Below are 25,272 nucleotides of genomic sequence, written 5' to 3'. Positions count from 1 at the left end.
GACCCTAACCCGCTGCCCTTGAGGACACTCCTCGCGCCTGAACGGGCATCGATCATGCCCTCCAGTACCTTGTACCCCGTGTCACAGCCGCCCCTCACCAGCAAGCGCCGCGGCCGTCTCTTCCGTTTCGGGGCGGCCCTGACGGTGCTGGCCGCGCTCGCCGGATACCTCGTGGTGCAGTACCTCACCGCGAGCACCGGCGCGACCGGCTGCACCGTCGTCTCCGCGGCGGACGACGACGAGGAGTACGAGTTCACGCCGGAGCAGGCGGTGAACGCGGCCACCGTCACGGCCGTCGGCACCGCACGCGGGCTGCCCGAAAGGGCGGTGACCATCGCCCTGGCGACCGCGCTCCAGGAGTCGGCGCTGCACAACGTCCGCCACGGCGACCGGGACTCCCTCGGCCTGTTCCAGCAGCGGCCCTCGCAGGGCTGGGGCACCCCGGCCCGGATCATGGACCCGACGTACGCGGCGGGGAAGTTCTACGACCATCTGGTCGACGTGCCCGGCTACACCCGGCTGCCGCTGACGGTCGCCGCCCAGCGGGTGCAGCGCAGCGGCTTCCCCGAGGCGTACGCCAAGCACGAGCCGGACGCCGCGCTGCTCGCCGCCGCCCTGACCGGGCGGTCCGCGGCCACGCTGACCTGCGCGGGACGCCCGGGTGCCGCCCGCGCCGGCGGTCCGCGGGCGGTACGGGCGGCGCTCGTGCGGGACTTCGGGCGCGCGGTGCTGCGGCCGGACGGCGCGGCGGCGGACGCCACGCCGGTGACCCTGTCCGCGACATCCGCCCGTTCCGTGCGGCATGCGGAGACCGCGGGGCGGGCGGCGGTGGCGGGCGGTTCCGACGGGCGGACCGTGACGCTGCCGGTGGCCGCCGGGGCGGGTCCGGACGCCGTGCGGAGCGTGCGGCGGCGCGGCTGGCAGCTGGCCCACTGGGCGGTGGCCAACGCTTCGGCGCTGCACATCGAACGGGTGGTGTACGCGGGGCGCGAGTGGCGCGCGGGGATCGCCGGGAACACCGTCGGCCGGTGGCGGGCGCTGGAGGCGGCCGGGACCCGGGGCGCGGAACGGAACACCGGGTCGGTCCGGATCGTGACCGCCCAGTAGACCCGGCCTCCAGTACGAGTCCTCACCCGGGCGGATTGTTCGGGCGGTGCGCCGACAGCGGGACGCGCGCTTTTTCTCCCGGCCACCGGCGGAGGCGCCGAAACCCTTGGGAACACAGGGCCGTAAGGGATTCAGCAGACTTTCCGACCGGGCCCTTTTGCCCGTTTTCCTCCGCACTCGATAATGCGACACATTACCAACTCTTTACCTTGCGCCGCCGCAACCTTCGCGGCCTTCGAGCGGTAGTCACTGCGTCCGAGAGGACCCCACCACCGTTGACATTCCGTCGAAGGAGCATCATGTCCCTCCCCCTGACCCGCCGGATCGCCCGTGCCGCGCTGCTCGTCGCTGCGGGAGCGGCTGCCGGGGTCGGTGCGGCCGGCTCCGCCGTCGCGGCCCCGGAGCTGCCCGCCGCCCCGAACCTCAGCGGGCTGAGCGCCCTGGACGGGGCGAACGTGGGCAACACCGTGGACTCCGCGGCCCAGAAGGTCACCAAGTCCGCCGGTGAGTCCGGCGGCAAGGCCGTGAAGAAGGCCGTGCCGGCCGCGGGCAAGACCGGTGGCTCGGTCGTCAAGAAGGCCACCCCGGCCGCGCAGAAGGCCGCCGGGGACACGGCGGGCTCCGCCGGTGACCTCGTCGGCGAGACCGCTCGCACCCTGCCCGCCCCCTCCGTCGGCAAGGGTCTGCCGCTGGGCGGCTGACATCCGCTTCGCTGGGACAGCTGTGACAGCGGGGCCCGGGGGGAACGTCCTCCCCCGGGCCCCGCTGTCGTCGTTGCCGGCCGTCGTCCGGCCGTCGCCTGGCCGCCGCCGGCCAGGGCGTGGTCAGGCCAGCCGTTCCACCGCCGCGCGGACCCGCTCGTCCGTCGCCGTCAGGGCGACACGTACGAAACGGTCGCCCGCCGGGCCGTAGAAGTCACCCGGGGCGACCAGGATGCCCAGCTCCGCCAGGTGGGACACGGTGTCCCAGCAGGACTCGTCGCGCGTGGCCCACAGGTAGAGGCTCGCCTCACTGTGCTCGATGCGGAAACCGTGGCCGAGCAGCGCCGTGCGCAGGGCGGTGCGGCGGGCCGCGTACCGCTCGCGCTGGACGCGGACGTGCTCGTCGTCGCCGAGGGCGGCCACCACGGCCGCCTGGGTCGGCGCGGACGTCATCATGCCGCCGTGCTTGCGGATCTCCAGCAGCGGACCGAGGACGGCCGGGTCACCGGCGAGGAAGGCGGCCCGGTAGCCGGCCAGGTTGGACCGCTTGGACAGGGAGTGCACGGCCACCAGACCGTCGTACGCACCGCCGTTGACATCCGGGTGCAGGACCGAGACCGGGTCGGCCTCCCAGCCCAGCTCCAGGTAGCACTCGTCGGAGACGACCAGCACGCCGTGCTCGCGGGCCCAGGCGACGATCCGGGTCAGGTCGGCCTTGGAGAGGACCTTCCCCGTCGGGTTGGACGGGGAGTTGAGCCACAGCAGCCTCAGGCCCGCCGGGTCCAGCTCGGTCGGGTCGTCGTAGGCGACGTACTCGGCGCGGGCCAGGCGGGCGCCGACCTCGTACGTCGGGTAGGCCAGGCGCGGGAAGGCCACCGTGTCGCCGGGACCGAGGCCCAGCTGGGTGGGGAGCCAGGCGACGAGTTCCTTGGAGCCGACGATCGGCAGGACGTGGCGGTGCGTGACGTCCCGGGCGCCGAGCCGGCGCTCCACCCAGCCGGTGATCGCGTCGCGCAGTGCCGGGGTGCCCCAGACGGTCGGGTAGCCCGGGGAGTCGGCCGCGTCGGTCAGGGCCTTCTGGATCAGCTCGGGGACCGGGTCGACCGGCGTGCCGACGGACAGGTCGACGATGCCGTCCGGGTGCGCGGCGGCCGTCTTCTTGTACGGCTCCAGCTTGTCCCAGGGGAAGGTGGGAAGGCGGTCGGAGACTGCGGACACGGTTACTGGCTCACTTTCGTCGTACGGCAAACGCCTCGGCCCCGTCCGGCACCGATCGGGGGCGATCAGGCCGTACGGGACCGAGGCGGCGCGGGTGTGCGGGCCGCTGCTACTGGTTCTGCGGCGGCAGCGCGGCGACGAAGGGGTGGTCGCGCTCGATCAGACCCAGCTTGCTGGCGCCGCCGGGCGAGCCCAGCTCGTCGAAGAACTCGACGTTCGCCTTGTAGTAGTCCTTCCACTCCTCGGGAGTGTCGTCCTCGTAGAAGATCGCCTCGACCGGGCAGACCGGCTCACAGGCACCACAGTCGACGCATTCGTCCGGGTGGATGTACAAGGACCGCTGGCCCTCGTAGATGCAGTCGACCGGGCACTCCTCGATACACGCCTTGTCCTTGACGTCGACACAAGGCTGCGCGATGACGTAGGTCACGCTGTCGTTCCTCCTCGATACGGGCGCTGGCGGGCCTCCTCAGGCTCCGCCGCCTGGCGCGCGGGAGCGCGGCGTCGTCGATGCCCGCCTCTAGTATCTCCGTTCTTGGGCATGATCCGAACAGGAGGGGTGAACCGACCCGTGGAAATCTCTGGCGCTGGGCGTCTGAAGGTCCGTATCACCACGGCTGACGTGGGAAAACGCGTCTCCGTGCGGCGGTGGACGGAAGACGACGCGCCGGGTGGGAGGTTCACGGACACGGTCGGCGTTCTCACATCCTGGGACAACGGTGTGCTGCTGATCACACGCAAGACCGGCGAGACCGTCCGGATCGGCGAATCCTCGCTGGTCGCGGGCAAAGTGGTGCCTTCCGCCCCGGCCCGTCGCCGGGGCCCCGCCGCCTCCTACGAGGAGCTGGCGCGGGTCGCCTCCCGGGGCTGGCGGCCGGTGGAGAGCGAGCGGCTCGGCGGGTGGGAGCTGCGGGCCGCCGCCGGGTTCACCCGGCGGGCCAACTCCGTGCTCCCGCTGGGCGAACCGGGACTCCCGCTCGACGACGCGCTGACCGCCGTACGGCGCTGGTACGGCGATCGCGGCCTGCCCGCGTACATCCAGAGCGCCACCGGGGCCGAGGGCACGCAGGAGGCGCTGTGCGCGGAGCTGGAGCGGCGGGGCTGGACGCGGGAGGTCAGCGCCGAGCTGTGGACCGGGAACCTGGCACCGGTCGCCGACCGGGCCGAGGGCGCGGGGGTCACGCTCTCCCGGACGGCGGACGAGGCGTGGCTTGCGCGGTACCAGCGCACAGGTGTGAGCGGGGTCGCGCTGGAGGTGCTGGGCGCCGGGCCGTCGGTGTGGTTCGCGACCGTGCCCGGTGCGGGGGAGGGCGAGCCGCCGGCCGCGATCGGGCGCTGTGTCGTGGACGGGCGCTGGGCCGGGTTCGCGGCCGTCGAGGTGGACCCCGCGCTGCGGCGCCGGGGGCTGGCCGGCGAGGTGATGGCCGCGCTGGCCCGGCGGGCGCTGGCGGAGGGCGCGTCGGCGGCCTGGCTCCAGGTCGAGACGGACAACGCCGGGGCCCGGGCGCTGTACACCGGGCTGGGCTTCGCCGCGCACCACGCCTACCACCACTACCGGGCGCCGGAGCGGGACCGGGCGGACCGGTAACCGATCGCTGCGAGAGGGCACCACTCAGCCATGTGTTCCCCCTGTCCCCGTCCTCCGTCCCCGGAACGCGCCGCGGAGCTGCGGCGCCGGTTCGCCGAGGAGGCCCGGTCCGAGCGGCCCGACCTGGCCACGCTGTGCCTGCTGGTGGGCGCGGTGGCGGACGGCGCGCTGGACGAGGCGGGCATCGACGCCGCGCAGCTGGAACTGGACCGGCTGGCCGGGCAGCTCCCGTTCCGGCCCGGCGGGCCGCACGCCTGGGCGGTGGCGCTGCGCGAGCTGCTCGGCGAGGGACACGGGTTCGGCGGTTCGGCCGCGGACTACCGGCGGCTGGAGTCGTCGCTGCTGCACCGGGTGCTGGAGCGGCGGCGCGGGCTGCCGATCCTGCTGTCGGTGGTGTGGATCGAGGTGGCGCGGCGGGCGGGGGCGCCGGTGTACGGGGTGGCGCTGCCGGGGCACTTCGTGGTCGGGTTCGGGACCGGAGCGGGGTCGGAGCTGGTGCTCGCCGATCCGTTCGGCGGGGGGCGGGTGCTGTCCGGGACGGACGCGGAGTTGCTGGTGGCCGGGGCGACGGGGGCGCCGTTGCGGCCGTCGATGCTGGAGCCGGCCGATCCGCTCGACGTGGTGCTGCGTGTGCTGAACAACGTCCGGGCGTGGGCGGCGGCGCGGCCGGAGCGGTCGGATGTGGCGCTGTGGGCGGTGGAGCTGTCGCTGTCGCTGCCGTCGCATCCGGCGCGGTTGCGGTACGAGCGGGCTCGGCTGCTGGTGGGGCGGGGGGACTTCCTGGCGGGGGCGGCGGAGCTGGATGCCTACGCGGAGATCGTGGGGGCGGTGGACCCGGCGGCCGGGGAGCGGGTGCGGGCCGAGGCGGCGGCGGCCCGGGCCTTGCTGAACTGAGGGTGCGGCTGATCGCCGTAGGGGGCGCGGGGTGCTGCGGGTGCGGGTCGTCCGTGGTCGCTCGCGCAGTTCCCCGCGCCCCCTACGGGGCGCTCAGCTGGGGTTGGTGTCGATGACCGCGACGCGGTCGGTCTCGCTCAGCAGGGCCTGGCGCAGGGCGCCGTAGACGTCCTCGGGGGTGACCGGGGTCTTCTCGCCGTTGGCGCGGGAGATGAGGACGCCGTCGAAGGTCTGGCCGTAGAGCTCTTCGAGCGCGTCGAGGTCGGGCTTGTCGACCAGCTTGCCGTTGACGGCCGTGACCCGGAGGAACTTCCACAGCGAGTTCTGCGGGCTCATCTCGATGGTGTGCGCCGCGTCGGTCTGCACGACCACGTTGGCCGACATGGCCGGCTCGGCGAACTCCTTCATCTCCCGGTCGACCTCGGCCTTGGTGACCTCGGGCTGCTTGGCGGTGGTGGCGACCTTCACAGCGGCGGAGGAGCCGGTCTCGACCTGGGTGCGGTACGCCTGTGTGACCGCGTCGGCCGACTTCTCCGCGTCGATGCCCTGGCCCGCCTTCGGGTACACGGGCACCGCCTCGCCGGACTTGAACTCGATCGTGCCCTCGGTCATGGAGCCGGATCCGCCGGCCGCGTCTTCCAGCGCGGCCTGGAGCTTCTCCTCGTCGACCGGCATCACGGGGTTGACGACCCGGTGGTTGCCGAAGAGCGCGGCGATCACGGTGACCGGGTTGTAGTCGCTCTGCGCGGCGATGTCGACCGTGGCCTGGGTGTCGAACTGGAGCCCCGCCTGGTCCGGCTTGAGCGAGACGGTCTCGCCGTCGACGGTGAGCCTCAGTTCCTTGTTCACCCGCTTGTCGAAGGTGGCGTCGAGCTTCTCGACGGCGTCGTCCCGGGTGCTGTCGCCGATGTCGACGCCGAGCACGGTGGTGCCCTTGGGGACGTCGGAGTGGTTCATCAGCAGTCCGGCGCCGTAGACCAGGCCGCCGACGACGATCACCGCGCCGACGAGCAGGGGGAGCTTCCTGCGGCCCTTCTTCTTGGCCGGCGTCGGCTTCGCGGCGGCGGCCGGCGCTGCCGCGGCGGCGGGCTCCGGACGCGCCGGACTCGCCGGGGGCGTCTGCGCCGACGGTCCGCCGACGGGGGCACCGCCCTGGAACGGTACGGAGGTGTCGCCGGGCACGACCGGGATGCCGCTGGTCACGGTGTTGCCGGAGACGTTGTCCCGGTTGCCGAAGGGGACGCCGCCCGGGGGGTGGGGGGCCGGGGTCTGCGGGGTGAGGATCGCCGTGTCGTCGCTCAGTCCGGCGCCGGGAGTACCGGGGGCGGTGCGGGTGCCGAGGAGGTCGGGGGTCGTGCCGGTGTCCGGGGCCGCGGGCGTGGTCGGGCCGGTCGTCGCGCCCAGGCCGCCCATGATGCCGCCGGGGCCCGCCGGGCGGGGACCGCCACCTGGTGTGCCGGGGGCACGCAGGCCGCCGGGGGTGCCGGGGCCGGCGGGACCGCCGAGGCTGCCGGGTGCGCCGTGGGGGCCCGGTCCGGCCGGGTCCGTCGGCGACGTCAGGAGTCCGTCGCCGGTCACCGGTCCGCCCGTCGGGCCCGCGGGACCGCTCGACGCGTCGGAGCCACCGGGAACCCGGTCACCGGAACCGGGCTCGGAGAAGAACGGCAGGTCGTCGCGGCGCGGCTCCGGTCCGGCGCCCGGGCGGGAGCCGTCGCCCAGGGGGCCGGCGGCCAGCGCCTCGGTCACGTCGAAGGAACCGGTACCGCCACCGTGTCCGGGCGCGACGGGTCCGCCGGTCGCCCCGGCGCCGCCCGTGGCGGACGACCGGGAGCCGCCCGGCGCGCTCATCGAACCGACCACACCGCCGGGCCGTCCGGCACCGGCACCCGGAGCCGCGGCGCCCGCGCCCGAACCCCCGGGCGCACCCGCTCCCTTGCCGGCCCCGCCGCCCTGGCCGCCCTTGGCCGCCGGGGACTTGCGGGGCGCGAACCAGTCGCTGGTCGGCTTCTCCCGACCCGACCCACCGGAACCGCCGGACCCACCAGCCCCACCGGCCCCACTGGACCCGGCAGAACCCGCAGCCCCAGCAGTCCCGGCAGCCCCAGCGGTGCCGCCGAACCCGACGGAACCGGACGGCCCGGACGGCCCGGAACGCCCGCTGAGCCGCGCGGGCGCGGCGGGAGCCTCGACGGTCCCCGTGGGCGCGTCCAGCACCGGAGCCTCGGCCTCCGGCTCGCCCGCGCCGTCCTCGGCGCCGGCGACCGGCTTGCGCATCACCACGGGCGGGATCGGCCGCGACCCGGGGATGTTGATCCGGATCCGGGTGGTCAGCGTCGTCTCGGTCTTGCGCTCGTCCGGCCGCGAGGCCGAACGTCCCGCGTCCGCACCGGCGTCGGGCCCCGTCGGCGTCCCGTAGGACGGCGTGCCCGACGGATACGCGGCCGAGCCGCGCCCGTGGGGTCCGGAGGACGGAGTGTCAGTTTCACGACTCAAGGCAGGTTCTCCCGGTTGGCTCCGCCGCCCGGCGCGCCTTCACAGCGGGCGGCTCGGCGGCGCGCACCACCATACTGGCCGCTGTTCACGCGCATCCCGAGACCGCCGGGGAAACCCACACCGGACCCGCACCCGCGCGCGGCGGCGAAGTAGTACGTCACTTGCCAAGTCGGACGGCGCCGCCGTCCGGTTGCCGCACAGGGGCGAGGGTGGCACAGATCACAGCCACGGCGATGCCCCCGAGCAGGAAGAGGTACGAACCGCTTCCCGCGGCGAAGACGAAGTCGCCCTCCGGCCTGCTGGCCGTGAGGAACATGACCGCGGCCGCCCAGCCGACGGCGGGCGCGACGGCCCCGCCCCGGCGGCCCACGGCACGGGCGGCGCCCACGCAGAGCCCGGCCTCGGCGACGAGGGCGAGCAGCAGCCCGCCCGGGAACCACGCGGGCTGCACCAGCGCCCCGGCCGCCCCGGTCAGCGCGCCGAGCACGAGAAGTCCCAGGTAGAGGGCGGCGGTCCCGAAGGACGGCGGGCGCAGCGGCTGGGCGAGCAGGGAGGTCTGCCCGGTCTGCGCGTTCCGGTCGCTCACGACGTCTCCTCGGTCCCCGCGAACAGGTCGGTCGCGCGCCCGCCCGGCGCGGCGGCGCCCACCGGCTCGTAGTACTCGGTGGTGAACAGCGGCTGGGCCAGCGCGTTGGAGAGCGCGAAGTACGGTCCGGCGACCTCGATCTGCGTGGCGTGCGCCCGCATGGCCGCGGCCTTGGCGGCGGCGTACGGGGTGCCGTCGGCGATGATCTCGACGCCGATCCGCTCGTCCTCGACGACGCCCGGTACGTCGTCGATGCCGGCGGCCTTGTCGAAGGGGAGGCCGGGCAGCTCCTCGCCCAGCCGTGCGAAGGCGTCCTCGGCGGCCGGGCGCGGGACGCGGTTCCAGTAGGTTCTGGCGATGCCGTGGCCGGCCTCGGCGGCCAGTTCGGCGGCGCGCATGGCGACGCGGTGGGCCTGGATGTGGTCGGGGTGCCCGTAGCCGCCGTCGGGGTCGTAGGTGACGAGGACCTGGGGCCGTACCTCCCGGATGACCTCGGCCAGCAGCGCGGCGGCCTCGTCGACGTCCGCCTGCCAGAAACAGCCGGGGTCGTCGTTGTCGGGCAGCCCCATCATCCCGGAGTCCGCGAACCGGCCCGGCCCGCCGAGCAGCCGGAAGTCCGTCACGCCGAGCGCGCCCATCGCGGCCCGCAGCTCACCGAGCCGGTGCTGCCCGAGGGCGGCCCCGCTCAGGTGCGCCAGCTCGGGCGGGATGACCTCGCCCCGCTCCCCGAGCGTGCAGGTCACCAACGTCACGTGGGCGCCCTCGGCCGCGTACTTGGCCATGGTGGCGCCGTTGTTGATCGACTCGTCGTCCGGGTGCGCGTGCACCAGCAGCAGACGCCGGGAGGGCAGTTCCGTCATGGGCTCCACCCTACGAGGGGTTTTCCACAGGCCGGGACACGGCGCGGGCTTCCCCCTCTACCTTGATGCGTGACAGATCCGACACGCACGGTGACCGGAGGGGTGGATGTCGGAGGACGACGAGGCGAGCTGGGCGGTGGACCCGGACGACGAGTGGGGCATGGCCGTCATCGCGACGGTCGGACGCCAGCTGAAGCTGCGGCGCGAGGCGGCGGGGATGCGGGCGTGCGACTTCGCGGCGGAGATGGGGTACGGGGAGGACCTGGTCTACAAGGTGGAGGGAGGGAAACGGATCCCTCGGCCCGGCTACCTGGAGAAGGCGGACCGGGTACTGGACGCGGCCGGACTGGTCGCCGCGATGCGGCAGGACGTGGCCAAGGTCCGGTACCCGAAGAACGTACGGGACTTGGCCAAGCGGGAGGAGAAGGCGGTCGAGCTTCTGCTCTACGACCGTTGAACATCCATGGGTTGTTGCAGACCCCGGATTACGCACGCGCCCTGCTCCAGATGCGCCGTCCCGCGTACACGGAGGAGGAGGTGGAGCGGTTCATCGCCGCGCGTGTGGCCCGCAAGGCCCTCTTCGAACGGGACCCGGCGCCGGAGGTCAGCTTCGTCCTGGAGGAAGGGACGCTGCGACGCCCGCTGGGCGGGAGCGCCGTCCTGCGGCAGCAGTTGGCACACCTGTTGGAGGCGGCGCAGCTGCGGACCGTGGAGCTTCAGGTCATGCCGTTGGACCGTGAGGAGCACGCGGGACTGGCCGGCGGCATCGAGGTCATGAAGTTCAGTGACGGCACGGCAGCGGGACGCTCACCAGCAGTGGCCAACGGCCGACCGGTTTCCGAAGCGAAGCAGCTCCATATCCTTGAACTCCGGTATGGCATCATCCGGGCCCAGGCTCTCAGCCCACGTGAGTCGACGGCCTTCATCGAGCAGTTGCTGGGGGAAACATGATCCGCGACATCTCCGAGCCCGAGTGGTTCAAGAGCAGCTACAGCAGCGGCAGCGAGGGCGACTCCTGCGTCGAGATAGCCACAACCCCCGGCACGGTCCACGTACGCGACTCGAAGCACCGGGACGCCATCGGCCCGTGCCTCGCCATCGCGCCGCAGGCATGGGCGGCGTTCGTCACCGCCCAAGCCTCCTGAGGCAGCGGCCGGTCAGAAGCTGATGCTGCCGATCATGCCGGCGATGTTCGACGTCAATTCGCTGATCGTGGGGGCGATCGTGGAGGAGGCGAGGTAGAAACCCAAGAGCATGCAGACAACCGCATGCCCCGCCTTCAGTCCGGACTTCCTGATCAGCAGGAAGACGATGATCGCCAGCAGCACCACCGCCGAAATCGAGAGTGCCACGGCGGCTCACCTCCAAAGAACCCAGGGACATGGGGGGATCGAACAGTCGGGACGTCGGCACGGAACCATGGGGGCAGATAAATCCACACAGCGGGCAGCAGGTTGATACCCACTGTGCGCTAGTGATCATAACTATCCGTACGCGCGCATCGAGTGGCGCACAGCCGCACAAGGGGGCGCATGGCCAATATGGTCAGGGCATGACGACCGAGCCCGAGTCCTTCCCCAGACGGCACGCCCGCACCCAGCGATTCACCCTCGGCGCGCCGCGTTCGTTCACCGTGGCACCCGACGGTTCGCGTGTCGCGTTCCTCCGCTCCGCGTCCGGCACGGACCGGGCCAACGCGCTGTGGGTGCTCGACCCCACGAGCGGCGAGGAGCGCCTCGCGGCCGACCCGCACACCCTGCTGGGCGGTGCGGAGGAACACCTCCCGCCCGAGGAACGCGCCCGCCGCGAACGCAGTCGCGAAGGCGGCTCCGGCATCGTCGGCTACGCCACCGACGCCGCCGTCGAGTTGGCCTCTTTTGCCTTGTCAGGGCGGCTTTTCACGGCCGAGCTGCGGGCCGGCACGGCACGTGAACTCCCCGTCGCCGCACCGGTGATCGACCCCCGCCCCGCCCCCGACGGACGGCACGTAGCCTACGTCGCGCGCGGCACGTTGCGGGTCACGGGGGCCGAGGGCGGCGACGACCGGGCGCTGGCCGAGCCGGAGGCGGAGGGCGTCTCCTACGGTCTCGCGGAGTTCATCGCGGCCGAGGAGATGGGCCGGACCAGGGGTTTCTGGTGGGGTCCGGACTCGGACCGGCTGCTGGTCGCGCGCGTGGACGACACGCCGGTACAGCGCTGGTGGATCTCCGACCCGGCCCACCCGGACCGTGATCCACACCACGTCCCGTACCCGGCGGCCGGCACCCCCAACGCGGACGTCCGGCTCTTCGTGATCGGCCTCGACGCCACCCGCACGGAGGTCGGCTGGGACCGTCGGCGCTATCCGTATCTGGCGCGAGTGCACTGGTCAGCGGCGGGTGCGCCGCTGCTGCTCGCACAAGCGCGCGACCAGCGCAGTCAGGTCTATCTGGCCGTGGACCCGGAGTCGGGCCGGACCCGGATGGTGCACGCCGATGAAGATCGAACTTGGCTGGAACTTTTCCCCGGAACGCCGTGCTGGAGCCCGTCCGGACAACTGGTCCGGATCGCCGACGAGGGCGGCGCCCGGGTCCTGGCGGTGGGGGAACGTCCGCTGACGGGAGCCCAGTTGCACGTACGGGCCGTACTGGACGTGTCCGACGAGGACGTACTGGTCTCGGCGTCGGCCGGGGCCGAGGCGGCCGAGCCGGAGACCGGTGAGGTGCACGTCTACCGGGTGAACGAACTGGGCGTGGAGCGCGTCTCCGCCGTCCCCGGAGTGCACTCGGCCGTGCGCGCCGGCGACACGACCGTCCTGGTCTCCGCCACCCTCGACCGGCCGGGGAGCCGGGCCCAGGTCCTGCGGGACGGGAAGCCGACGGCCACCGTCACCTCGTACGCGGAAGATCCCGGTCTGTCCCCGCGCGTGACGCTCACTCTGGGGGGCGCACGCCGCGTACCGTGCGCCGTGCTTATGCCAACGGACTACCACGGTGACACCTCCCTCCCGGTGCTCCTCGACCCCTACGGTGGTCCGCACGGTCAGCGGGTGGTGGCCGCCCACAACGCCCACCTCACATCGCAGTGGTTCGCGGACCAGGGCTTCGCGGTGATCGTCGCCGACGGGCGCGGCACCCCGGGGCACTCGCCCGCCTGGGAGAAGTCCGTCAAGGACGACCTCGCCGCCGTAGTCCTCCAGGACCAGGTCGACGCGCTGCACGCCCTCGCCGCCGACTTCCCCCTCGACCTCGGCCGGGTCGCCATCCGCGGCTGGTCCTTCGGCGGCTACCTCGCCGCCCTCGCCGCCCTGCGCCGCCCGGACGTCTTCCACGCGGCGGTGGTCGGCGCCCCGGTCACCGACCTGCGCCTCTACGACACCCACTACCAGGAGCGCTACCTCGGGGACCCGAACGAGCGGCCGGAGGTCTACCGGCGCAACTCGCTGATCGACGACGCGGGCCTGGTCGACGCGGCCGAGCCGCACCGCCCGATGATGATCATCCACGGGCTGGCGGACGACAACGTGGTGGTCGCCCACTCCCTGCGCCTGTCCTCGGCCCTGCTGTCGGCCGGCCGCCCGCACGAGGTGCTGCCCCTGTCCGGCGTCACGCACATGACCCCGCAGGAGTCGGTCGCGGAGAACCTGCTGCTGCTCCAGGTGAACTTCCTGCGCCGCTCCCTGGGACTGACCTGACAGGCAACGGGCCGGGGCGACATGGCGCGCCCCGGCCCGTTTACGGCACCCGCACGGCCGTACGCTGAAGAGCTTCCCCCGTCCGTATATCGATACGGATTCCGTGAAGTTGCCTGCGTGTTAACGGAGTTGGCCCCGCTTTGTACGTCTATGTCTCCGGTGGCACGACCACCTTCTCCTCCGCGAAGTGACACGCCGAGTCGTGCGCCGCGGGCCCGCCGGCCCCCCGGAACTCCGCCGGGACCGCCAGCTCCGGCACCTCCAGGGCGCACCGCTCCCGGGCCTTGAAGCAGCGGGTGCGGAAGCGGCAGCCGGAGGGGATGCTGGTCGGGGACGGCACGTCACCGGCGAGGATGATCCGCTCGCGGTGTTCGCGGGCCTCGGGGTCGGGCACCGGCACGGCGGAGAGCAGCGCCTGTGTGTAGGGGTGGGTGGGGTGCTCGTAGATCTCGGCGTCCCGTCCCGTCTCCACGATCCGGCCCAGGTACATCACGGCGACCCGGTCGGAGATGTGCCGGACGATGGAGAGGTCGTGGGCGATGAAGATGTAGGAGAGGTCGAACTCGTCCTGCAGCCGGCCCATCAGATTGATGACCTGCGCCTGGACCGAGACGTCCAGCGCCGAGACCGGCTCGTCGGCGACGATGATCTCCGGGCGCAGGGCGAGGCCCCGCGCGATGCCGATGCGCTGGCGCTGGCCGCCCGAGAACTGGTGGGGGTAGCGGTTGATGTACTCCGGGTTGAGGCCGACGACGTCCAGCAGGTGCCGCACCCTGCGCCGCCGGTCGCCCTTGGGCGCGACCTCGGGATGGATGTCGTACGCCTCCCCGATGATGTCGCCGACCGTCATGCGGGGGTTGAGGGAGGTGTAGGGGTCCTGGAAGACCATCTGGATGTTGCGGCGTACGGCGCGCAGGGCGCGGCCGGTGAGGCGGGTGATGTCCTCGCCCTTGTAGCGGATCGACCCGGCCGTCGGCTGCTCCAGGCTGACCAGCATCTTGGCGACCGTGGACTTGCCGCAGCCGGACTCCCCGACGATGCCGAGGGTTTCCCCGGCGTCCAGGCGGAAGTCGACGCCGTCGACGGCCTTGACCGCGCCGACCCGTTTCTTGAAGAGGATGCCGCTGGTGAGCGGGTAGTGCTTGACCAGCCCCGTCACTTCGAGGATCGGTTCAGCCGTCGAGGCCATCGAGGCACTCCCTCCAGAAGTGGCAGGCGCTGCCCCGGGTGCCGCTCACCTCGTAGAGCGGGGGGACGTCGGTGCGGCAGACGTCCTGGGCCATCGGGCAGCGCGGGTGGAAGGCGCAGCCGGGCGGGATGCGGGTGAGGCTGGGCGGCAGGCCCTTGATGGCGTACAGCTCCCGGCCCTTCTGGTCGAGGCGGGGGATGGATTCCAGCAGGCCGCGCGTGTAGGGGTGGGCGGGGTTCTTGTAGATCTCGTGGACGGGGGCGCTCTCCACGATCCGGCCCGCGTACATCACGGCGATCTCGTCGGCGACGTCGGCGACCACGCCGAGGTCGTGGGTGATCAGGATCAGGCCCATGTCGTACTCGCGCTGGAGGTCCGCGAGCAGGTCCATGACCTGGGCCTGGACGGTGACGTCGAGGGCGGTGGTCGGCTCGTCGGCGATGATGAGCCTGGGTTCCAGGGCCAGCGCCATGGCGATCATGATGCGCTGGCGCATGCCGCCGGAGAACTGGTGCGGGTACTGCCGTACGCGCTCCTGCGCGGCCGGGATGCGGACCCGGTCCATCAGCTCGACGGCCTGGGCGCGGGCGTCCTTGCGGGACATCCCCCGGTGCACGGTGAACATCTCGCCGAGCTGGTCGCCGACCGTCAGCACCGGGTTCAGCGACGACAGCGCGTCCTGGAAGATCATCGCCATCTCGGCGCCGCGCACCGCGCGGCGTTCCTCCTCCTTCAGTCTCAGCAGGTCCCGGCCCTCGAAGAGGACCTCGCCGCCGGTGATCCGGCCGGGCGGGACGTCGAGGATGCCCATCACGGTCTGGGCGGTGACGGACTTGCCGGAGCCGGACTCGCCGAGCACGGCGAGGGTGCGGCCGGCGTCGACGCCGTAGGAGACGCCGTTGACGGCCTTGGCGACGCCGTCCCGGGTGCGGAACTCCACGCGCAGGTCACGCACTTCGAGCAGCATGGCGGCCGTTCACCTCAGCTTCGGGTCGAGGGCGTCGCGGACCGCGTCGCCGAGCATGATGAACGCCAGGACGGTGATCGCGAGGGCTCCGGAGGGCCAGAGCAGCGCGTGCGGGGCGTTGCGTACGTAGGGGGCGGCGGCGGAGATGTCGATGCCCCAGGAGACGCTGGGCGGTTTGAGGCCGACGCCGAGGAAGGACAGGGTCGCCTCCAGCGAGATGTAGGTGCCGAGCGCGATGGTGGCGACCACGATGACGGGGGCCACGGCGTTGGGCGCGATGTGGCGGAGCAGCAGGCGGGAGTTGGTGGCGCCGAGGGCGCGGGCGGCCTGCACGTAGTCGTTCTGCTTGGCGGTGATGACCGAGCCGCGGGCGATGCGGGAGATCTGCGGCCAGCCGAGCAGCACGATGAAGCCGATGACCGGCCAGACCGTGTTGCTGGTGATGACCGACAGCAGCACCAGGCCGCCCAGGACGACCGGGATGGCGAAGAAGATGTCCGTGACGCGGGAGAGGACCGCGTCCCAGACCCCGCCGAAGAAGCCCGCGAGCCCGCCGAGCACGCTGCCGAGGACGGCGACGCCGAGCGTGGACAGGACGCCGACCAGGACGGACGTACGGGCGCCGTGGACAGTGCGGGTGTAGACGTCGCAGCCCTGGCCGTTGAAGCCGAAGGGGTGGCCGGAGCGGGAGCCCTCCTGGGCCAGGGCGAGGTCGCAGTGGAGCGGGTTGCCGGAGGCGATCAGGGACGGCCGGACCGAGATCACGACGAGGAAGAGGATCACCAGGGCGGAGAGGAGGAAGACGGGGTTGCGGCGCAGGTCGTGCCAGGCGTCGGACCAGAGGCTGCGGGCCTTCTCCTGGGGGCCCGTACCGTCCGGTCCCCTGGGAGTCTTCTCCAGGGTGACGGCCTCGCTCGCGCCCAGGTCCATCTGCCCGCCCATGCCGGTGCCGGCGATGACGCGTTCGGGCTCGTAGGGCTCCTGTTCAGGCATAGCGGATCCTCGGGTCGAGTACGGCGTACAGGAGGTCGACGAGGAGGTTGGCGACGAGGAAGACGAGGACCAGGACGGTGACGAAGCCGACGACGGTCTGGGTGTTCTGGCGCAGGATGCCCTGGTAGAGCTGGTAGCCGACGCCGTGGATGTTGAAGATCCGCTCGGTGACGATCGCGCCGCCCATCAGGGCGCCCACGTCCGTGCCGATGAAGGTGACGACCGGGATGAGGGAGTTGCGCAGCAGGTGCCGGGTGATGACCCGGCGGCGCGGCAGGCCCTTGGCGATCGCGGTGCGGACGTAGTCCGCGCGCCGGTTCTCCGCGATGGAGGTACGGGTGAGCCGGGTGACGTACGCCAGCGAGACCGAGGCGAGGACCAGGCCGGGCAGGATCAGCTCGTCGACGCGGGCCTCGGAGGAGACGGACGGGGCGATCCACCCCCACTTGACGCCGAGCAGGAGCTGGAGGAGCAGGCCGGTGACGAAGGTGGGGACGGAGATGACGACGAGGGTGACGAGGAGGACCACCGTGTCGACGGGGCGGCCCCGGCGCAGACCGGTGATGACGCCCAGCGTGATGCCGATGACGACCTCGAAGACGACCGCGATGACCGTCAGCCGGATGGTGACCGGGAAGGCGGTGCCCATCAGCTCGGTGACCGGCTGGCCGTTGAAGGCGGTGCCGAAGTCGCCGGTGAAGACGTTGCCCATGTAGGTCGCGTACTGCTGCCAGACCGGCTTGTCGAGGCCGAACTCCCTTCTGAGCTGGGCGGCGGTCGCCGGGTCGCACTCCCGGTCGCCGCACAGCCCGGCGATGGGGTCGCCCATGACGTTGACCATGAGGAAGATCAGCAGGGTGGCCCCGACGAAGACGGGGATCATCTGGAGCAGCCGTCGGATCACATAGCGGCCCACGGCGGCTCAGCTCACCTTGATCTCGTCGTACACCGGGACGCTGAACGGATTGAGCTTCACGCCGGAGAGCCGGTCGGAGTAGCCGGCGCTGCCGTTCTGGTACCAGAGCGGGATGGCGGCCATGGTGTCCCGGACGACCTCCTCGGCCCGCTGGAAGTCCTTGATGGCCGTGGCGGTGTCGGTCTCGCCGTTGGCCTTGTCGATGCGGGAGTCGAACTCGTCGTTCGACCACTTGCCGTCGTTGGAGGAGCCGTTGGTGTAGTAGAGCGGCTGGAGGAAGTTCTGGATGAGCGGGTAGTCCATCTGCCAGCCCGCCCGGAAGGGGCCGCTCATCTTCTTGCCGGTGATCTGGTTGCGGAAGTCGGCGAAGGTGCCGACCGGGTTGCCGACGCACGCCTTGTCGTCGCCGAGGGCGTTGTTGACGGAGTTGCAGACGGCGTCGACCCACTGCTTGTGGGAGCCGGTGTCCGAGTTGTACGTGATCTTGACCTGCCCGCCGGGCAGCCCGCCGCCCTCCTCGACCAGCTTCTTGGCCTCGTCCGGCCTGTACTCGCACGCCTCGCCGCACAGGCCCTTCTTGTAGCCGCCGTCCGCGCCGAGCACGGGCGAGGTCCAGTCGGTGGCCGGGGTGCGGGTGCCGTGGAAGATCGTCTTGGTGATCTGGGCGCGGTCGATCGCCATGGACAGGCCCCTGCGGACCTTGTCCGAGCCGCTCTTGTTCCAGTCCTTGTCGTAGTACGGGAAGGCGAGGGTCTGGATGATGCCGGCCGGGGTGTTGATGTACCGGTCGCCGAGGTCGCTCCCGACGTTCTTCAGCTGGGCGGCGGGGACGTCGTCGACGAGGTCGAGGTTGCCGGCCATCAGGTCGGTGTAGGCGGTGTTGTTGTCGGTGTAGACCTTGAGGTCGACGCCGCCGTTGGCCGCCTTGTCGTCGCCGGGGTAGCCGTCCCACTTCCGCAGGGACATCTGCGAGCCCCGGGTGTAGTTGTCCACCCGGTACGGGCCGTTGCCGACGGGCTTCTTCAGCCAGCCGGCGTGGTCGTCGAAGAAGGCGCGGGGCAGCGGGGCGTAGGCGGGGTAGCCCAGGGTGTCGGGGAAGGTGGAGAACTTCTGGCTGAGCGCGACGGTGAAGGTGCGCTCGCCGGTGACCTTCAGCCCGGAGAGCGTGTCGGCGCTCTGCTTGCTCCCGTCCTCCGGGTGGACCTTGTCGTAGCCCTCGATGTAGCTGAAGAAGTAGGCGTTGCGCTGGTTGTGCTTCAGGGACGCGCCGTAGTTCCAGGCGTCGACGAACGACCTGGCGGTGACCTTCTCGCCGTTGCTGAAGGTCCAGCCGTCCTTGACGGTGACGGTGAAGTGGCGCGAGTCGGTCGTCTCGATCTTCTCGGCGAGCATGTTCTCGGCCTCGCCGGTCTCCGGGTCGTACCGCTTCAGGCCCCGGAAGATCATGTCGAGGACCTTGCCGCCCTGCACCTCGTTGGTGTTGGCCGGCTCCAGGGGGTTCTGCGGGTCGCCCCAGGAGGAACTGAGCACCGCGTCGGCGCCCCCGCCCCCGCCGCCGCCTCCGCAGGCCGTCGCCGCGAGGACCACCGCCGCCGCGCACGCGGCCCGGGTGGCGTACGTCGCTCCACGCATGGGATGCCTCCTCGTGTGCGCCGCGCGCCCGTCTCAAGACGCGGAACTCGGTTCACCCCACTATCGCCCGGTATGACCGTGATGCCATCTTCACCCCCTCCGTCCGAGCGAACAGGGCACCCCCGACGCGGCGCCGGCCTCGTACCAGCACGGCATCACAGGTCTGGACCACTGGCACGCGAAGAAGCCACGCGAAGAAACATCAACACCGGTGTTTCCGCTGGCCACACAGGCCCTGAGGGCCCGTTGACGCGTACATACGGCACTGATAGACACTCTCCTCACGCAGGTGGCGCCACTGCCGACCCGTCCGGACGACGACGCGAGGTCACCACCATGAGCACGGAAGAACAGCACGGCCCGGGGCGCTCCCGCCCACGGTCACGGCCCCCTGGGCCGTCCTGGCTCCGCGCGCTGCGGCGGGCGGCCGGTGCCGGGGCCGCGGCCCTGCTCCTCACGGCCGGCCTCGCGACCCCGCTCGACCCGGCGCCCCGGCGGGCCGCGGCGGCCGACGACGGCGAGCGGGTGCTGACGGCGGCCGTCGCGCAGAGCGTCGACTCGCTCAACCCGTTCCTGGCCACCCGCCTGGTCAGCACCAGCGTGCTGCGGCTGATGTACGAGTACCTGACCGACTACGACCCCGGCGACGGGCACACCGTCCCCGGACTGGCGACGAAGTGGACGCCGTCCGCCGACAAGCTCACCTGGACCTACACCATCCGCTCCGACGCCACCTGGTCGGACGGACGGAAGATCACCGCCGAGGACGCCGCCTGGACGTTCCGGACGATGATGACCGACGAGGCGGCGGCCACCGCCAACGGCAGCTTCGTCGGCAACTTCCGCGAGGTGTCGGCGCCGGACCCCACCACGCTGGTCGTCGAGCTGGAGAAACCGCAGGCCACCATGGTCGCGCTGGACGTGCCGATCGTGCCCAGGCACGTGTGGGAGAAGGTCGGCGACATCGGGAAGTTCACCAACGACAAGGCGTTCCCGGTCGTCGGCAGCGGCCCGTACGTCCTCACCGGCTACCGGGCCGACAGCTACGTACGGCTGAAGGCGAACCCCCGGTTCTGGCGCGGGGCACCCGAGTTCGACGAGCTGGTCTTCAAGTACTACAAGGACGGTGACGCGGCCGTCGCCGCGCTGCGCAAGGGCGAGGTGTCGTTCGTCAGCAATCTGACGCCCGCGCAGGCCGACGCCCTGGAGGGCCAGGAGGACATCAAGGTCAACGACGCGCCGGGCCGCCGCTTCTACGCCCTCGCCACCAACCCGGGCGCCCGCGCCAAGGACGGCACGCGTTTCGGCGACGGCGACCCCTCGCTGCGCGACCTGCGGGTCCGGCAGGCCCTCTTCCTCGCCGTGGACCGCGAGACCCTCGTCGACCGGGTCTTCCAGGGCCACGCCGTCGAGGGCGCCGGCTACATCCCGCCCCGCTTCGACACGTACTTCTGGAAACCCTCCGCCGAGCAGGAACTCGCCCACGACCCCGACCGCGCGGCCCGCCTCCTCGACCAGGCCGGCTACCGGAAGAACGCCGACGGCGAGCGGACCGGCAAGGACGGCGAGCCGCTCAGCTACCGCCTGCTGTGCCACGCCACCGACCCCAACGACAAGGCGGTCGGGCAGTACCTCGCCGAGTGGTGGGGCGACCTCGGCATCGGTGTGGAGCTGCGGTGCCTGGACAACGTGTCCGACCCGTGGCTGGCCGGCACCTACGACCTCGCCATCGACGGCTGGTCGGTCAATCCCGACCCCGACTTCGTCCTCTCCATCCACACCTGCGACGCGCTGCCCGCCACCGAGCACGACACCGGCGCCACCGACAACTTCATCTGCGACCGGCGCTACGACGACCTGTACGCCCGCCAGCTCGCCGAGTACGACCCGGCCAAGCGCGCCGAGCTGGTCAGACAGCTCCAGTCCCGGCTGTACGACCTGGGCTACATGAACGTCATGGCGTACCCGAACGCCCTGGAGGCCTACCGCACCGACCAGGTGGCCTCGCTGCGGACGATGCCCGAGGACGGCGGCAACATCTACGGCCAGGACGGCTATTGGAGCTGGTGGTCGGCGGTACCGGCCGGCTCCGGGGGCGACACGGGGGGCGGCGGCTCCACCGGGGTCGTCGTCGGGATCGCCGCGGGGGCCGTCGTACTCGCCGGGGCCGGGGTCCTCCTCGCCCTGCGGCGCCGCTCGACCGCCGACGACCGCGAGTAGCCGATGCGTGCCGAGCCGACCCGTCCGGCGCAGGGCGGGCGCCGATGACCACGGACGCCGTGTCCCGGACCGCCCCGGCGCCCACCGCCACCGGCCGCCACCGCGCCGCCTACGTCCGCTACGGCCTGGGGAAGACCGGCGGCGCGGCCGTCTCGCTCCTCGCCGTCCTCGTCACCGGGTTCTTCCTGTTCCGGCTCATACCCGGCGACCCGGTGAAGACCATGACCGGCGGCCGCCCGGTCTCCGCCGAGCAACTGGCCGCCTACCGGGAGGAGTTCGGCCTCGACCTGCCGCTGTGGCAGCAGTTCACGGACTACTGCGGCAAGGCGCTCACCGGGGACCTGGGGACCTCGTACCAGTTCCGTACGCCGGTCACCGAGAAGATCGCCGAGGCGCTGGGGCCCACCCTGCTGCTGACCGGCACGGCCTTCGTCCTCTCCACCGCGCTGGGGATCTTCCTCGGCACCCGGTCGGCCTGGCGGCACGGACGCCTCGCCGACCGGCTGCACACGGGGCTGGCGCTGACCCTGTACTCCCTGCCGTCGTTCTGGCTGGGACTGCTGCTCATCGTCGTCCTCTCCGTCGGTGTCGGCCCGGTGCCCGGCCTGTTCCCGACCGGCGGCATGGAGTCCGGCGGGGAGGAGGGGGCCGGGTACGTCCTCGACGTCGCCCACCACCTGGTGCTGCCGGTGGTCACCCTGGTCGCCGTCGAGTACGGGCAGACGCTGCTGGTGACGCGGTCGGCGCTGCTCGACGAGACGGGCAGCGACTATCTGACCACCGCGCGGGCCAAGGGGCTCCGGGACGACCTGGTGCGCCGCCGGCACGCCGTGCCCAACGCCCTGCTGCCCACCGTCACCCTGGTCTTCGTCAACCTCGGCCGGACGGTCGCCGGGGTGGTGCTGGTGGAGACCGTCTTCTCCTGGCCCGGCCTGGGCGGCCTCTTCTACCAGGCGCTCAGCGTGCCCGATCTGCCCCTGGTGCAGGGGCTGTTCCTCTTCTTCGCCTCGGCGGTGATCATCCTGAACACGGTGGCCGACCTGCTCCATCCACTGCTCGATCCCCGGGTGGGGCGATGACCGCGCCGTCCGCCTCCCCGGCCCCCGAGGTGCCCGCCGGACCCCGGTCGCCGGCGTGGCGGCGGCGGCGCCGGGCGGCGGCCCGCTTCTGGCGGGAGTACCGCGCCCACCGCGCCGGACTGGCGGGCCTGGTCGTCCTGGCGCTGCTGGCGCTGGCCGCGCTGACCGCGCCGCTGACCGTGGGCGGTGACGTGGCCAGTGTGACCGGGGCACCGGGCCGGCCGTTGCGGGGCCCGAGCGGGGAGTTCCCGCTGGGCACCGACCGGTTCGGCCGCGACCTGCTCGGCCTGCTGGTCTGGGGCACGCGCGTCTCCCTGCTGGTGGGGCTGCTCGCCGCGGTGCTGTCGGTGGCGATCGGCGCGGTGGCCGGCATCACCGCCGGTCACTTCCGGGGGGCGTACGCGACGGTGGTGATGCGGGTCACCGACTGGTTCCTGGTGATGCCGGCCCTGGTGCTGGCCATCGCGCTGGCGACGGTCATGTCCCGTTCGCTGGGTACGGTGATCCTGGCGATCGCCGTCACCTCGTGGCCGACCACGGCCCGGCTGGTGCGCGCCCAGACACTGGCGGTGGAGGCCCGGCCGTACATCGAGCGGGCCAAGGCGCTCGGCGGCGGCCACCGGCACGTCATGGTCCGGCACGTGCTGCCCAACGTGATGCCGCTGGTGCTGGCCCAGACCACCCTGATGGTCTCCGCCTCCGTCCTCGCCGAGGCCACCCTCGCCTTCCTCGGGCTCGGCGACCCGACGGTGGTGTCCTGGGGCGGCCTGCTCCAGGACGCGCGGGAGTCGGGGGCGGTCAGCTCCGGGGACTGGTGGTACCTGGTGCCGCCGGGGCTCGCCATCGCCGTCGTGGCGCTGGCGTTCACCCTGTGCGGGCGGGCCGCGGAGTCGGTGCTCGACCCCCGGCTGGGGGTGGGGCGGTGACGCTCCTTGAGGTACGGGGCCTGCGGGTGACCTATCCGGGCGGGGCGGAAGCGGTGCGGGGCGTCGACCTCACCCTGCTGGCCGGGCGGAAGCTGGGCATCGCCGGGGAGTCGGGATGCGGCAAGTCGACGCTGGCGCTCGCGCTGCTGCGGCTGCTGCCGGGCGGCACCGAGGTGAGCGGGCGGGTCCTGCTGGACGGGGAGGACGTGCTCACCATGCGGTGGGGCCGGGTACGGGCGGTGCGCTGGGCCGGGGCGTCGATCGTGTTCCAGGGGGCGATGCACTCCCTCAACCCCGTGCACCGGGTGGGCGATCAGATCGCCGAGCCGGTCCTGCTGCACCAGCGGGCCTCCCGGGCCGCGGCCCGCGCCCGCGCCGGTGAGCTGCTGGAACAGGTCGGCCTGTCGGCGGCGCGGGCGGCGGCGTACCCGCACCAGCTCTCCGGCGGACAGCGGCAGCGCGTGATGATCGCCATGGCGCTGGCCTGCGCGCCCCGGCTGATCATCGCCGACGAACCGACCACCGCGCTGGACGTGATGGTGCAGGCGCAGATCCTCCGGCTGATCGAGCGGTCCGTCACCGAACGCGGCCTGGGCCTGATCATGATCAGTCACGATCTGTCCGTACTGGCGCGGACCTGCGACCGGCTGGCGGTGATGTACGCGGGCCGGGTGGTCGAGGAGGGGCCCGCCGGAGCCGTCCACGAGCGGGCCCTGCACCCGTACGCCGAGGCGCTGTCCGCCGCGTTCCCGCGCGTCGGCGACCCCGCCTCCCGGTTCGCGCCCCGCGGCCTGCCCGGCGACCCGCCCGACCCGGCCGCCGTACCCGCCGGCTGCGCCTTCCGCCCGCGCTGCCCGGTCGCGCTGGACGAGTGCGCCGCCCACGACGTCGCCCTGCGGGAGGCGGCCGGGGACCGGCGGGCCGCGTGCGTCCACGTACAGCCGTCAGCCGCCGACGAGGATCAGGCGGCCCCGCCCGAGTTACCGCCCCCCGGTGCCGGCCGGACCGCTCCGGGCGGAGCGCCGGCCGGCCCCAGCGGAAGGACCCCATGACGACCGCGCCCCCTCCTCCGCTGCTCGGCGTGCGCGACCTGCGCGTCACCTTCCCCGGGCGGCACGGCGCTCCGCCGGCCAGAGCCGTGGACGGGGTCGGCCTCACCGTGCGGGCCGGCGAGATCGTGGCGCTGGTCGGTGAGTCGGGCTGCGGCAAGACCACCCTCGCCCGTGCCCTGCTCGGGCTGGTCAGACCGGTCTCGGGGCGGATCGAGTTCGCCGGACGCCCGTTGGAGTACGGCGCACGTGCCCTCAAGGCCCACCGCAAGCGCGTCCAGCTGGTGCTCCAGGACCCCGGCGGCTCGCTCAACCCCCGGCACACGGTGTACGAGGCGGTCGCCGAAGGGCTGCGCGTCCACGGGTACGCCGGTGACGAGCAGGAGGCCGTCACCGGGGCGCTGGCGCGGGCGGGACTGCGCCCGCCGGAACGCTTCCTGCCGCGCCACCCGCACGAACTCTCCGGCGGCCAGCGCCAGCGCGTGGTGATCGCGGGCGCGCTGGTCCTCGCGCCCGAACTGCTGGTCGCCGACGAGCCGGTGGCCTCGCTGGACGCGTCGGTGCGCGGCGAGATCCTGGCACTGCTGCTGCGCCTGCGCGCGGAGTTGGGGCTGGCCGCGCTGATCGTCACCCATGATCTGGGGCTGGCCTGGAACGTCGCCGACCGGGTGGCGGTGATGTACCTGGGCCGGATCGTGGAGACGGGCGAGGTCGAGCAGGTGCTGACGGCGCCCCGGCACCCCTACACCCGGGCCCTGTTGTCGGTGCTGCCGGACACCCCCGGGGACCCGGTGGTGCTGTCCGGTGAGCCGCCCGACCCGTCCCGGGTTCCCTCCGGGTGCCGTTTCCGGGTCCGGTGCCCGGTCCTCGCGGACGGGGAGGCCGAGCGGGCGGGGGTCGCGGAGCGCTGCCTCGGCGAGGACCCGTCCCTCACGGGCGACGGCGGGCCGAGCCGGGCCGCGTGCCACTGGGCCGCCGCCCGGGCCTGACGGGCGACGGGCGACGGGCGACGGACGACCGGCGACGGTCGGCGGCAGACGGGCGACGGGCGGTCGACGGCTGACGGGCGACGGGCGGCGGCAGACGGGCCACGGGCGACCGGCGACGGCAGACGGGCGACCGGCGACCGGCGACCGGCGACCGGCGACCGGCGGCGGCAGACGCGCGGCAGGCCCCGCCTG

The 25,272-nt window shown here is 72.8% G+C and carries 22 protein-coding genes and 1 pseudogene; 12 read left to right on the top strand and 11 right to left on the bottom strand.

Going from position 1 to position 25,272, the window contains the following annotated elements; translation table 11 throughout:
• The first annotated feature begins 78 nt into the window (after window positions 1–78).
• The gene (locus ACZ3IG_RS11865) at window positions 79–1,107 is read left to right on the top strand and encodes a heavy metal transporter (RefSeq protein WP_467431212.1); all 1,029 of its coding nucleotides are present in this window, start codon (window positions 79–81) and stop codon (window positions 1,105–1,107) included.
• A gap of 299 nt (window positions 1,108–1,406) precedes the next feature.
• On the top strand, window positions 1,407–1,808 hold the full coding sequence (locus ACZ3IG_RS11860) for an ATP-binding protein (protein WP_467431210.1): 402 nt from the start codon (window positions 1,407–1,409) through the stop codon (window positions 1,806–1,808).
• A 123-nt stretch (window positions 1,809–1,931) separates the two neighbouring features.
• Here the strand turns inward: ACZ3IG_RS11860 and ACZ3IG_RS11855 are convergent, their stop codons facing one another.
• Complete coding sequence (locus ACZ3IG_RS11855; protein WP_467431208.1) at window positions 1,932–3,026, bottom strand: bifunctional succinyldiaminopimelate transaminase/glutamate-prephenate aminotransferase; 1,095 nt, start codon at window positions 3,024–3,026, stop codon at window positions 1,932–1,934.
• Between the two features lie 109 nt (window positions 3,027–3,135).
• A complete protein-coding gene (gene fdxA / locus ACZ3IG_RS11850) occupies window positions 3,136–3,456 on the bottom strand; it encodes a ferredoxin (protein ID WP_003973842.1) in 321 nt (106 codons plus the stop codon).
• Between the two features lie 141 nt (window positions 3,457–3,597).
• Between fdxA and ACZ3IG_RS11845 the strand changes: the two genes are divergently transcribed.
• On the top strand, window positions 3,598–4,614 hold the full coding sequence (locus ACZ3IG_RS11845; RefSeq protein ID WP_467431206.1) for a GNAT family N-acetyltransferase: 1,017 nt from the start codon (window positions 3,598–3,600) through the stop codon (window positions 4,612–4,614).
• 30 nt (window positions 4,615–4,644) lie between these two features.
• Window positions 4,645–5,508, top strand: a complete 864-nt coding sequence (locus tag ACZ3IG_RS11840; RefSeq protein WP_467431203.1) for a transglutaminase-like and tetratricopeptide repeat-containing protein — start codon at window positions 4,645–4,647, stop codon at window positions 5,506–5,508.
• Window positions 5,509–5,601: 93 nt separating this feature from the next.
• Here the strand turns inward: ACZ3IG_RS11840 and ACZ3IG_RS11835 are convergent, their stop codons facing one another.
• The 3 genes from ACZ3IG_RS11835 to mshB form a co-directional block, all read right to left on the bottom strand.
• Complete coding sequence (locus ACZ3IG_RS11835) at window positions 5,602–8,001, bottom strand: hypothetical protein (RefSeq protein WP_467431202.1); 2,400 nt, start codon at window positions 7,999–8,001, stop codon at window positions 5,602–5,604.
• Between the two features lie 157 nt (window positions 8,002–8,158).
• On the bottom strand, window positions 8,159–8,587 hold the full coding sequence (locus ACZ3IG_RS11830) for a DUF6113 family protein (protein ID WP_467431200.1): 429 nt from the start codon (window positions 8,585–8,587) through the stop codon (window positions 8,159–8,161).
• Window positions 8,584–9,447 carry an N-acetyl-1-D-myo-inositol-2-amino-2-deoxy-alpha-D-glucopyranoside deacetylase gene (gene mshB / locus ACZ3IG_RS11825; protein WP_467431199.1) on the bottom strand — a complete coding sequence of 288 codons (864 nt, stop codon included), beginning with the start codon at window positions 9,445–9,447 and terminating at the stop codon, window positions 8,584–8,586. Before mshB ends, ACZ3IG_RS11830 begins: the two co-directional genes overlap by 4 nt.
• Window positions 9,448–9,553: 106 nt before the next feature.
• On the opposite strand from mshB, the pseudogene ACZ3IG_RS11820 reads away from it, so the two are divergent.
• Window positions 9,554–10,398 (top strand): annotated as a pseudogene (locus ACZ3IG_RS11820) (helix-turn-helix domain-containing protein).
• On the top strand, window positions 10,395–10,592 hold the full coding sequence (locus tag ACZ3IG_RS11815; protein WP_467431196.1) for a DUF397 domain-containing protein: 198 nt from the start codon (window positions 10,395–10,397) through the stop codon (window positions 10,590–10,592). Before ACZ3IG_RS11820 ends, ACZ3IG_RS11815 begins: the two are co-directional and overlap by 4 nt.
• 12 nt (window positions 10,593–10,604) lie before the next feature.
• On the opposite strand, the gene ACZ3IG_RS11810 is transcribed toward ACZ3IG_RS11815, so the two are convergent.
• Complete coding sequence (locus ACZ3IG_RS11810; RefSeq protein WP_189415312.1) at window positions 10,605–10,799, bottom strand: hypothetical protein; 195 nt, start codon at window positions 10,797–10,799, stop codon at window positions 10,605–10,607.
• A 200-nt stretch (window positions 10,800–10,999) separates the two neighbouring features.
• Between ACZ3IG_RS11810 and ACZ3IG_RS11805 the strand changes: the two genes are divergently transcribed.
• On the top strand, window positions 11,000–13,120 hold the full coding sequence (locus ACZ3IG_RS11805; RefSeq protein WP_467431195.1) for a prolyl oligopeptidase family serine peptidase: 2,121 nt from the start codon (window positions 11,000–11,002) through the stop codon (window positions 13,118–13,120).
• Between the two features lie 148 nt (window positions 13,121–13,268).
• Here the strand turns inward: ACZ3IG_RS11805 and ACZ3IG_RS11800 are convergent, their stop codons facing one another.
• Genes ACZ3IG_RS11800 through ACZ3IG_RS11780 form a run of 5 tightly spaced genes read right to left on the bottom strand, consistent with a single transcriptional unit; the run spans window position 13,269 to window position 18,817 of the window.
• A complete protein-coding gene (locus ACZ3IG_RS11800; RefSeq protein ID WP_467431193.1) occupies window positions 13,269–14,309 on the bottom strand; it encodes an ABC transporter ATP-binding protein in 1,041 nt (346 codons plus the stop codon).
• Complete coding sequence (locus ACZ3IG_RS11795; RefSeq protein WP_467431191.1) at window positions 14,293–15,276, bottom strand: ABC transporter ATP-binding protein; 984 nt, start codon at window positions 15,274–15,276, stop codon at window positions 14,293–14,295. The genes ACZ3IG_RS11800 and ACZ3IG_RS11795 overlap by 17 nt, the downstream gene beginning before the upstream one ends.
• Before the next feature lie 9 nt (window positions 15,277–15,285).
• Complete coding sequence (locus ACZ3IG_RS11790) at window positions 15,286–16,269, bottom strand: ABC transporter permease (protein WP_467431189.1); 984 nt, start codon at window positions 16,267–16,269, stop codon at window positions 15,286–15,288.
• Window positions 16,262–17,185, bottom strand: coding sequence for an ABC transporter permease (locus ACZ3IG_RS11785; protein ID WP_467431187.1), 924 nt, complete (start codon window positions 17,183–17,185; stop codon window positions 16,262–16,264). Before ACZ3IG_RS11785 ends, ACZ3IG_RS11790 begins: the two co-directional genes overlap by 8 nt.
• Before the next feature lie 6 nt (window positions 17,186–17,191).
• Window positions 17,192–18,817 carry a peptide ABC transporter substrate-binding protein gene (locus ACZ3IG_RS11780; protein WP_467431185.1) on the bottom strand — a complete coding sequence of 542 codons (1,626 nt, stop codon included), beginning with the start codon at window positions 18,815–18,817 and terminating at the stop codon, window positions 17,192–17,194.
• A 336-nt stretch (window positions 18,818–19,153) separates the two neighbouring features.
• Between ACZ3IG_RS11780 and ACZ3IG_RS11775 the strand changes: the two genes are divergently transcribed.
• Genes ACZ3IG_RS11775 through ACZ3IG_RS11755 form a run of 5 tightly spaced genes read left to right on the top strand, consistent with a single transcriptional unit; the run spans window position 19,154 to window position 25,080 of the window.
• Window positions 19,154–21,037 carry an ABC transporter substrate-binding protein gene (locus ACZ3IG_RS11775; protein WP_467431183.1) on the top strand — a complete coding sequence of 628 codons (1,884 nt, stop codon included), beginning with the start codon at window positions 19,154–19,156 and terminating at the stop codon, window positions 21,035–21,037.
• A 44-nt stretch (window positions 21,038–21,081) separates the two neighbouring features.
• Window positions 21,082–22,116, top strand: coding sequence for an ABC transporter permease (locus ACZ3IG_RS11770; RefSeq protein ID WP_467431182.1), 1,035 nt, complete (start codon window positions 21,082–21,084; stop codon window positions 22,114–22,116).
• Complete coding sequence (locus tag ACZ3IG_RS11765; protein WP_467431179.1) at window positions 22,113–23,042, top strand: ABC transporter permease; 930 nt, start codon at window positions 22,113–22,115, stop codon at window positions 23,040–23,042. Before ACZ3IG_RS11770 ends, ACZ3IG_RS11765 begins: the two co-directional genes overlap by 4 nt.
• Window positions 23,039–24,094 (top strand): ABC transporter ATP-binding protein, encoded by a 1,056-nt coding sequence (locus ACZ3IG_RS11760; protein WP_467431177.1) that lies wholly within the window; start codon window positions 23,039–23,041, stop codon window positions 24,092–24,094. Before ACZ3IG_RS11765 ends, ACZ3IG_RS11760 begins: the two co-directional genes overlap by 4 nt.
• The gene (locus ACZ3IG_RS11755) at window positions 24,091–25,080 is read left to right on the top strand and encodes an ABC transporter ATP-binding protein (RefSeq protein WP_467431175.1); all 990 of its coding nucleotides are present in this window, start codon (window positions 24,091–24,093) and stop codon (window positions 25,078–25,080) included. The genes ACZ3IG_RS11760 and ACZ3IG_RS11755 overlap by 4 nt, the downstream gene beginning before the upstream one ends.
• Window positions 25,081–25,272 lie beyond the last annotated feature (192 nt).

Source organism: Streptomyces sp. NPDC016677 (assembly GCF_055562815.1).
This window is presented reverse-complemented; position numbering and strand designations above follow the sequence as displayed.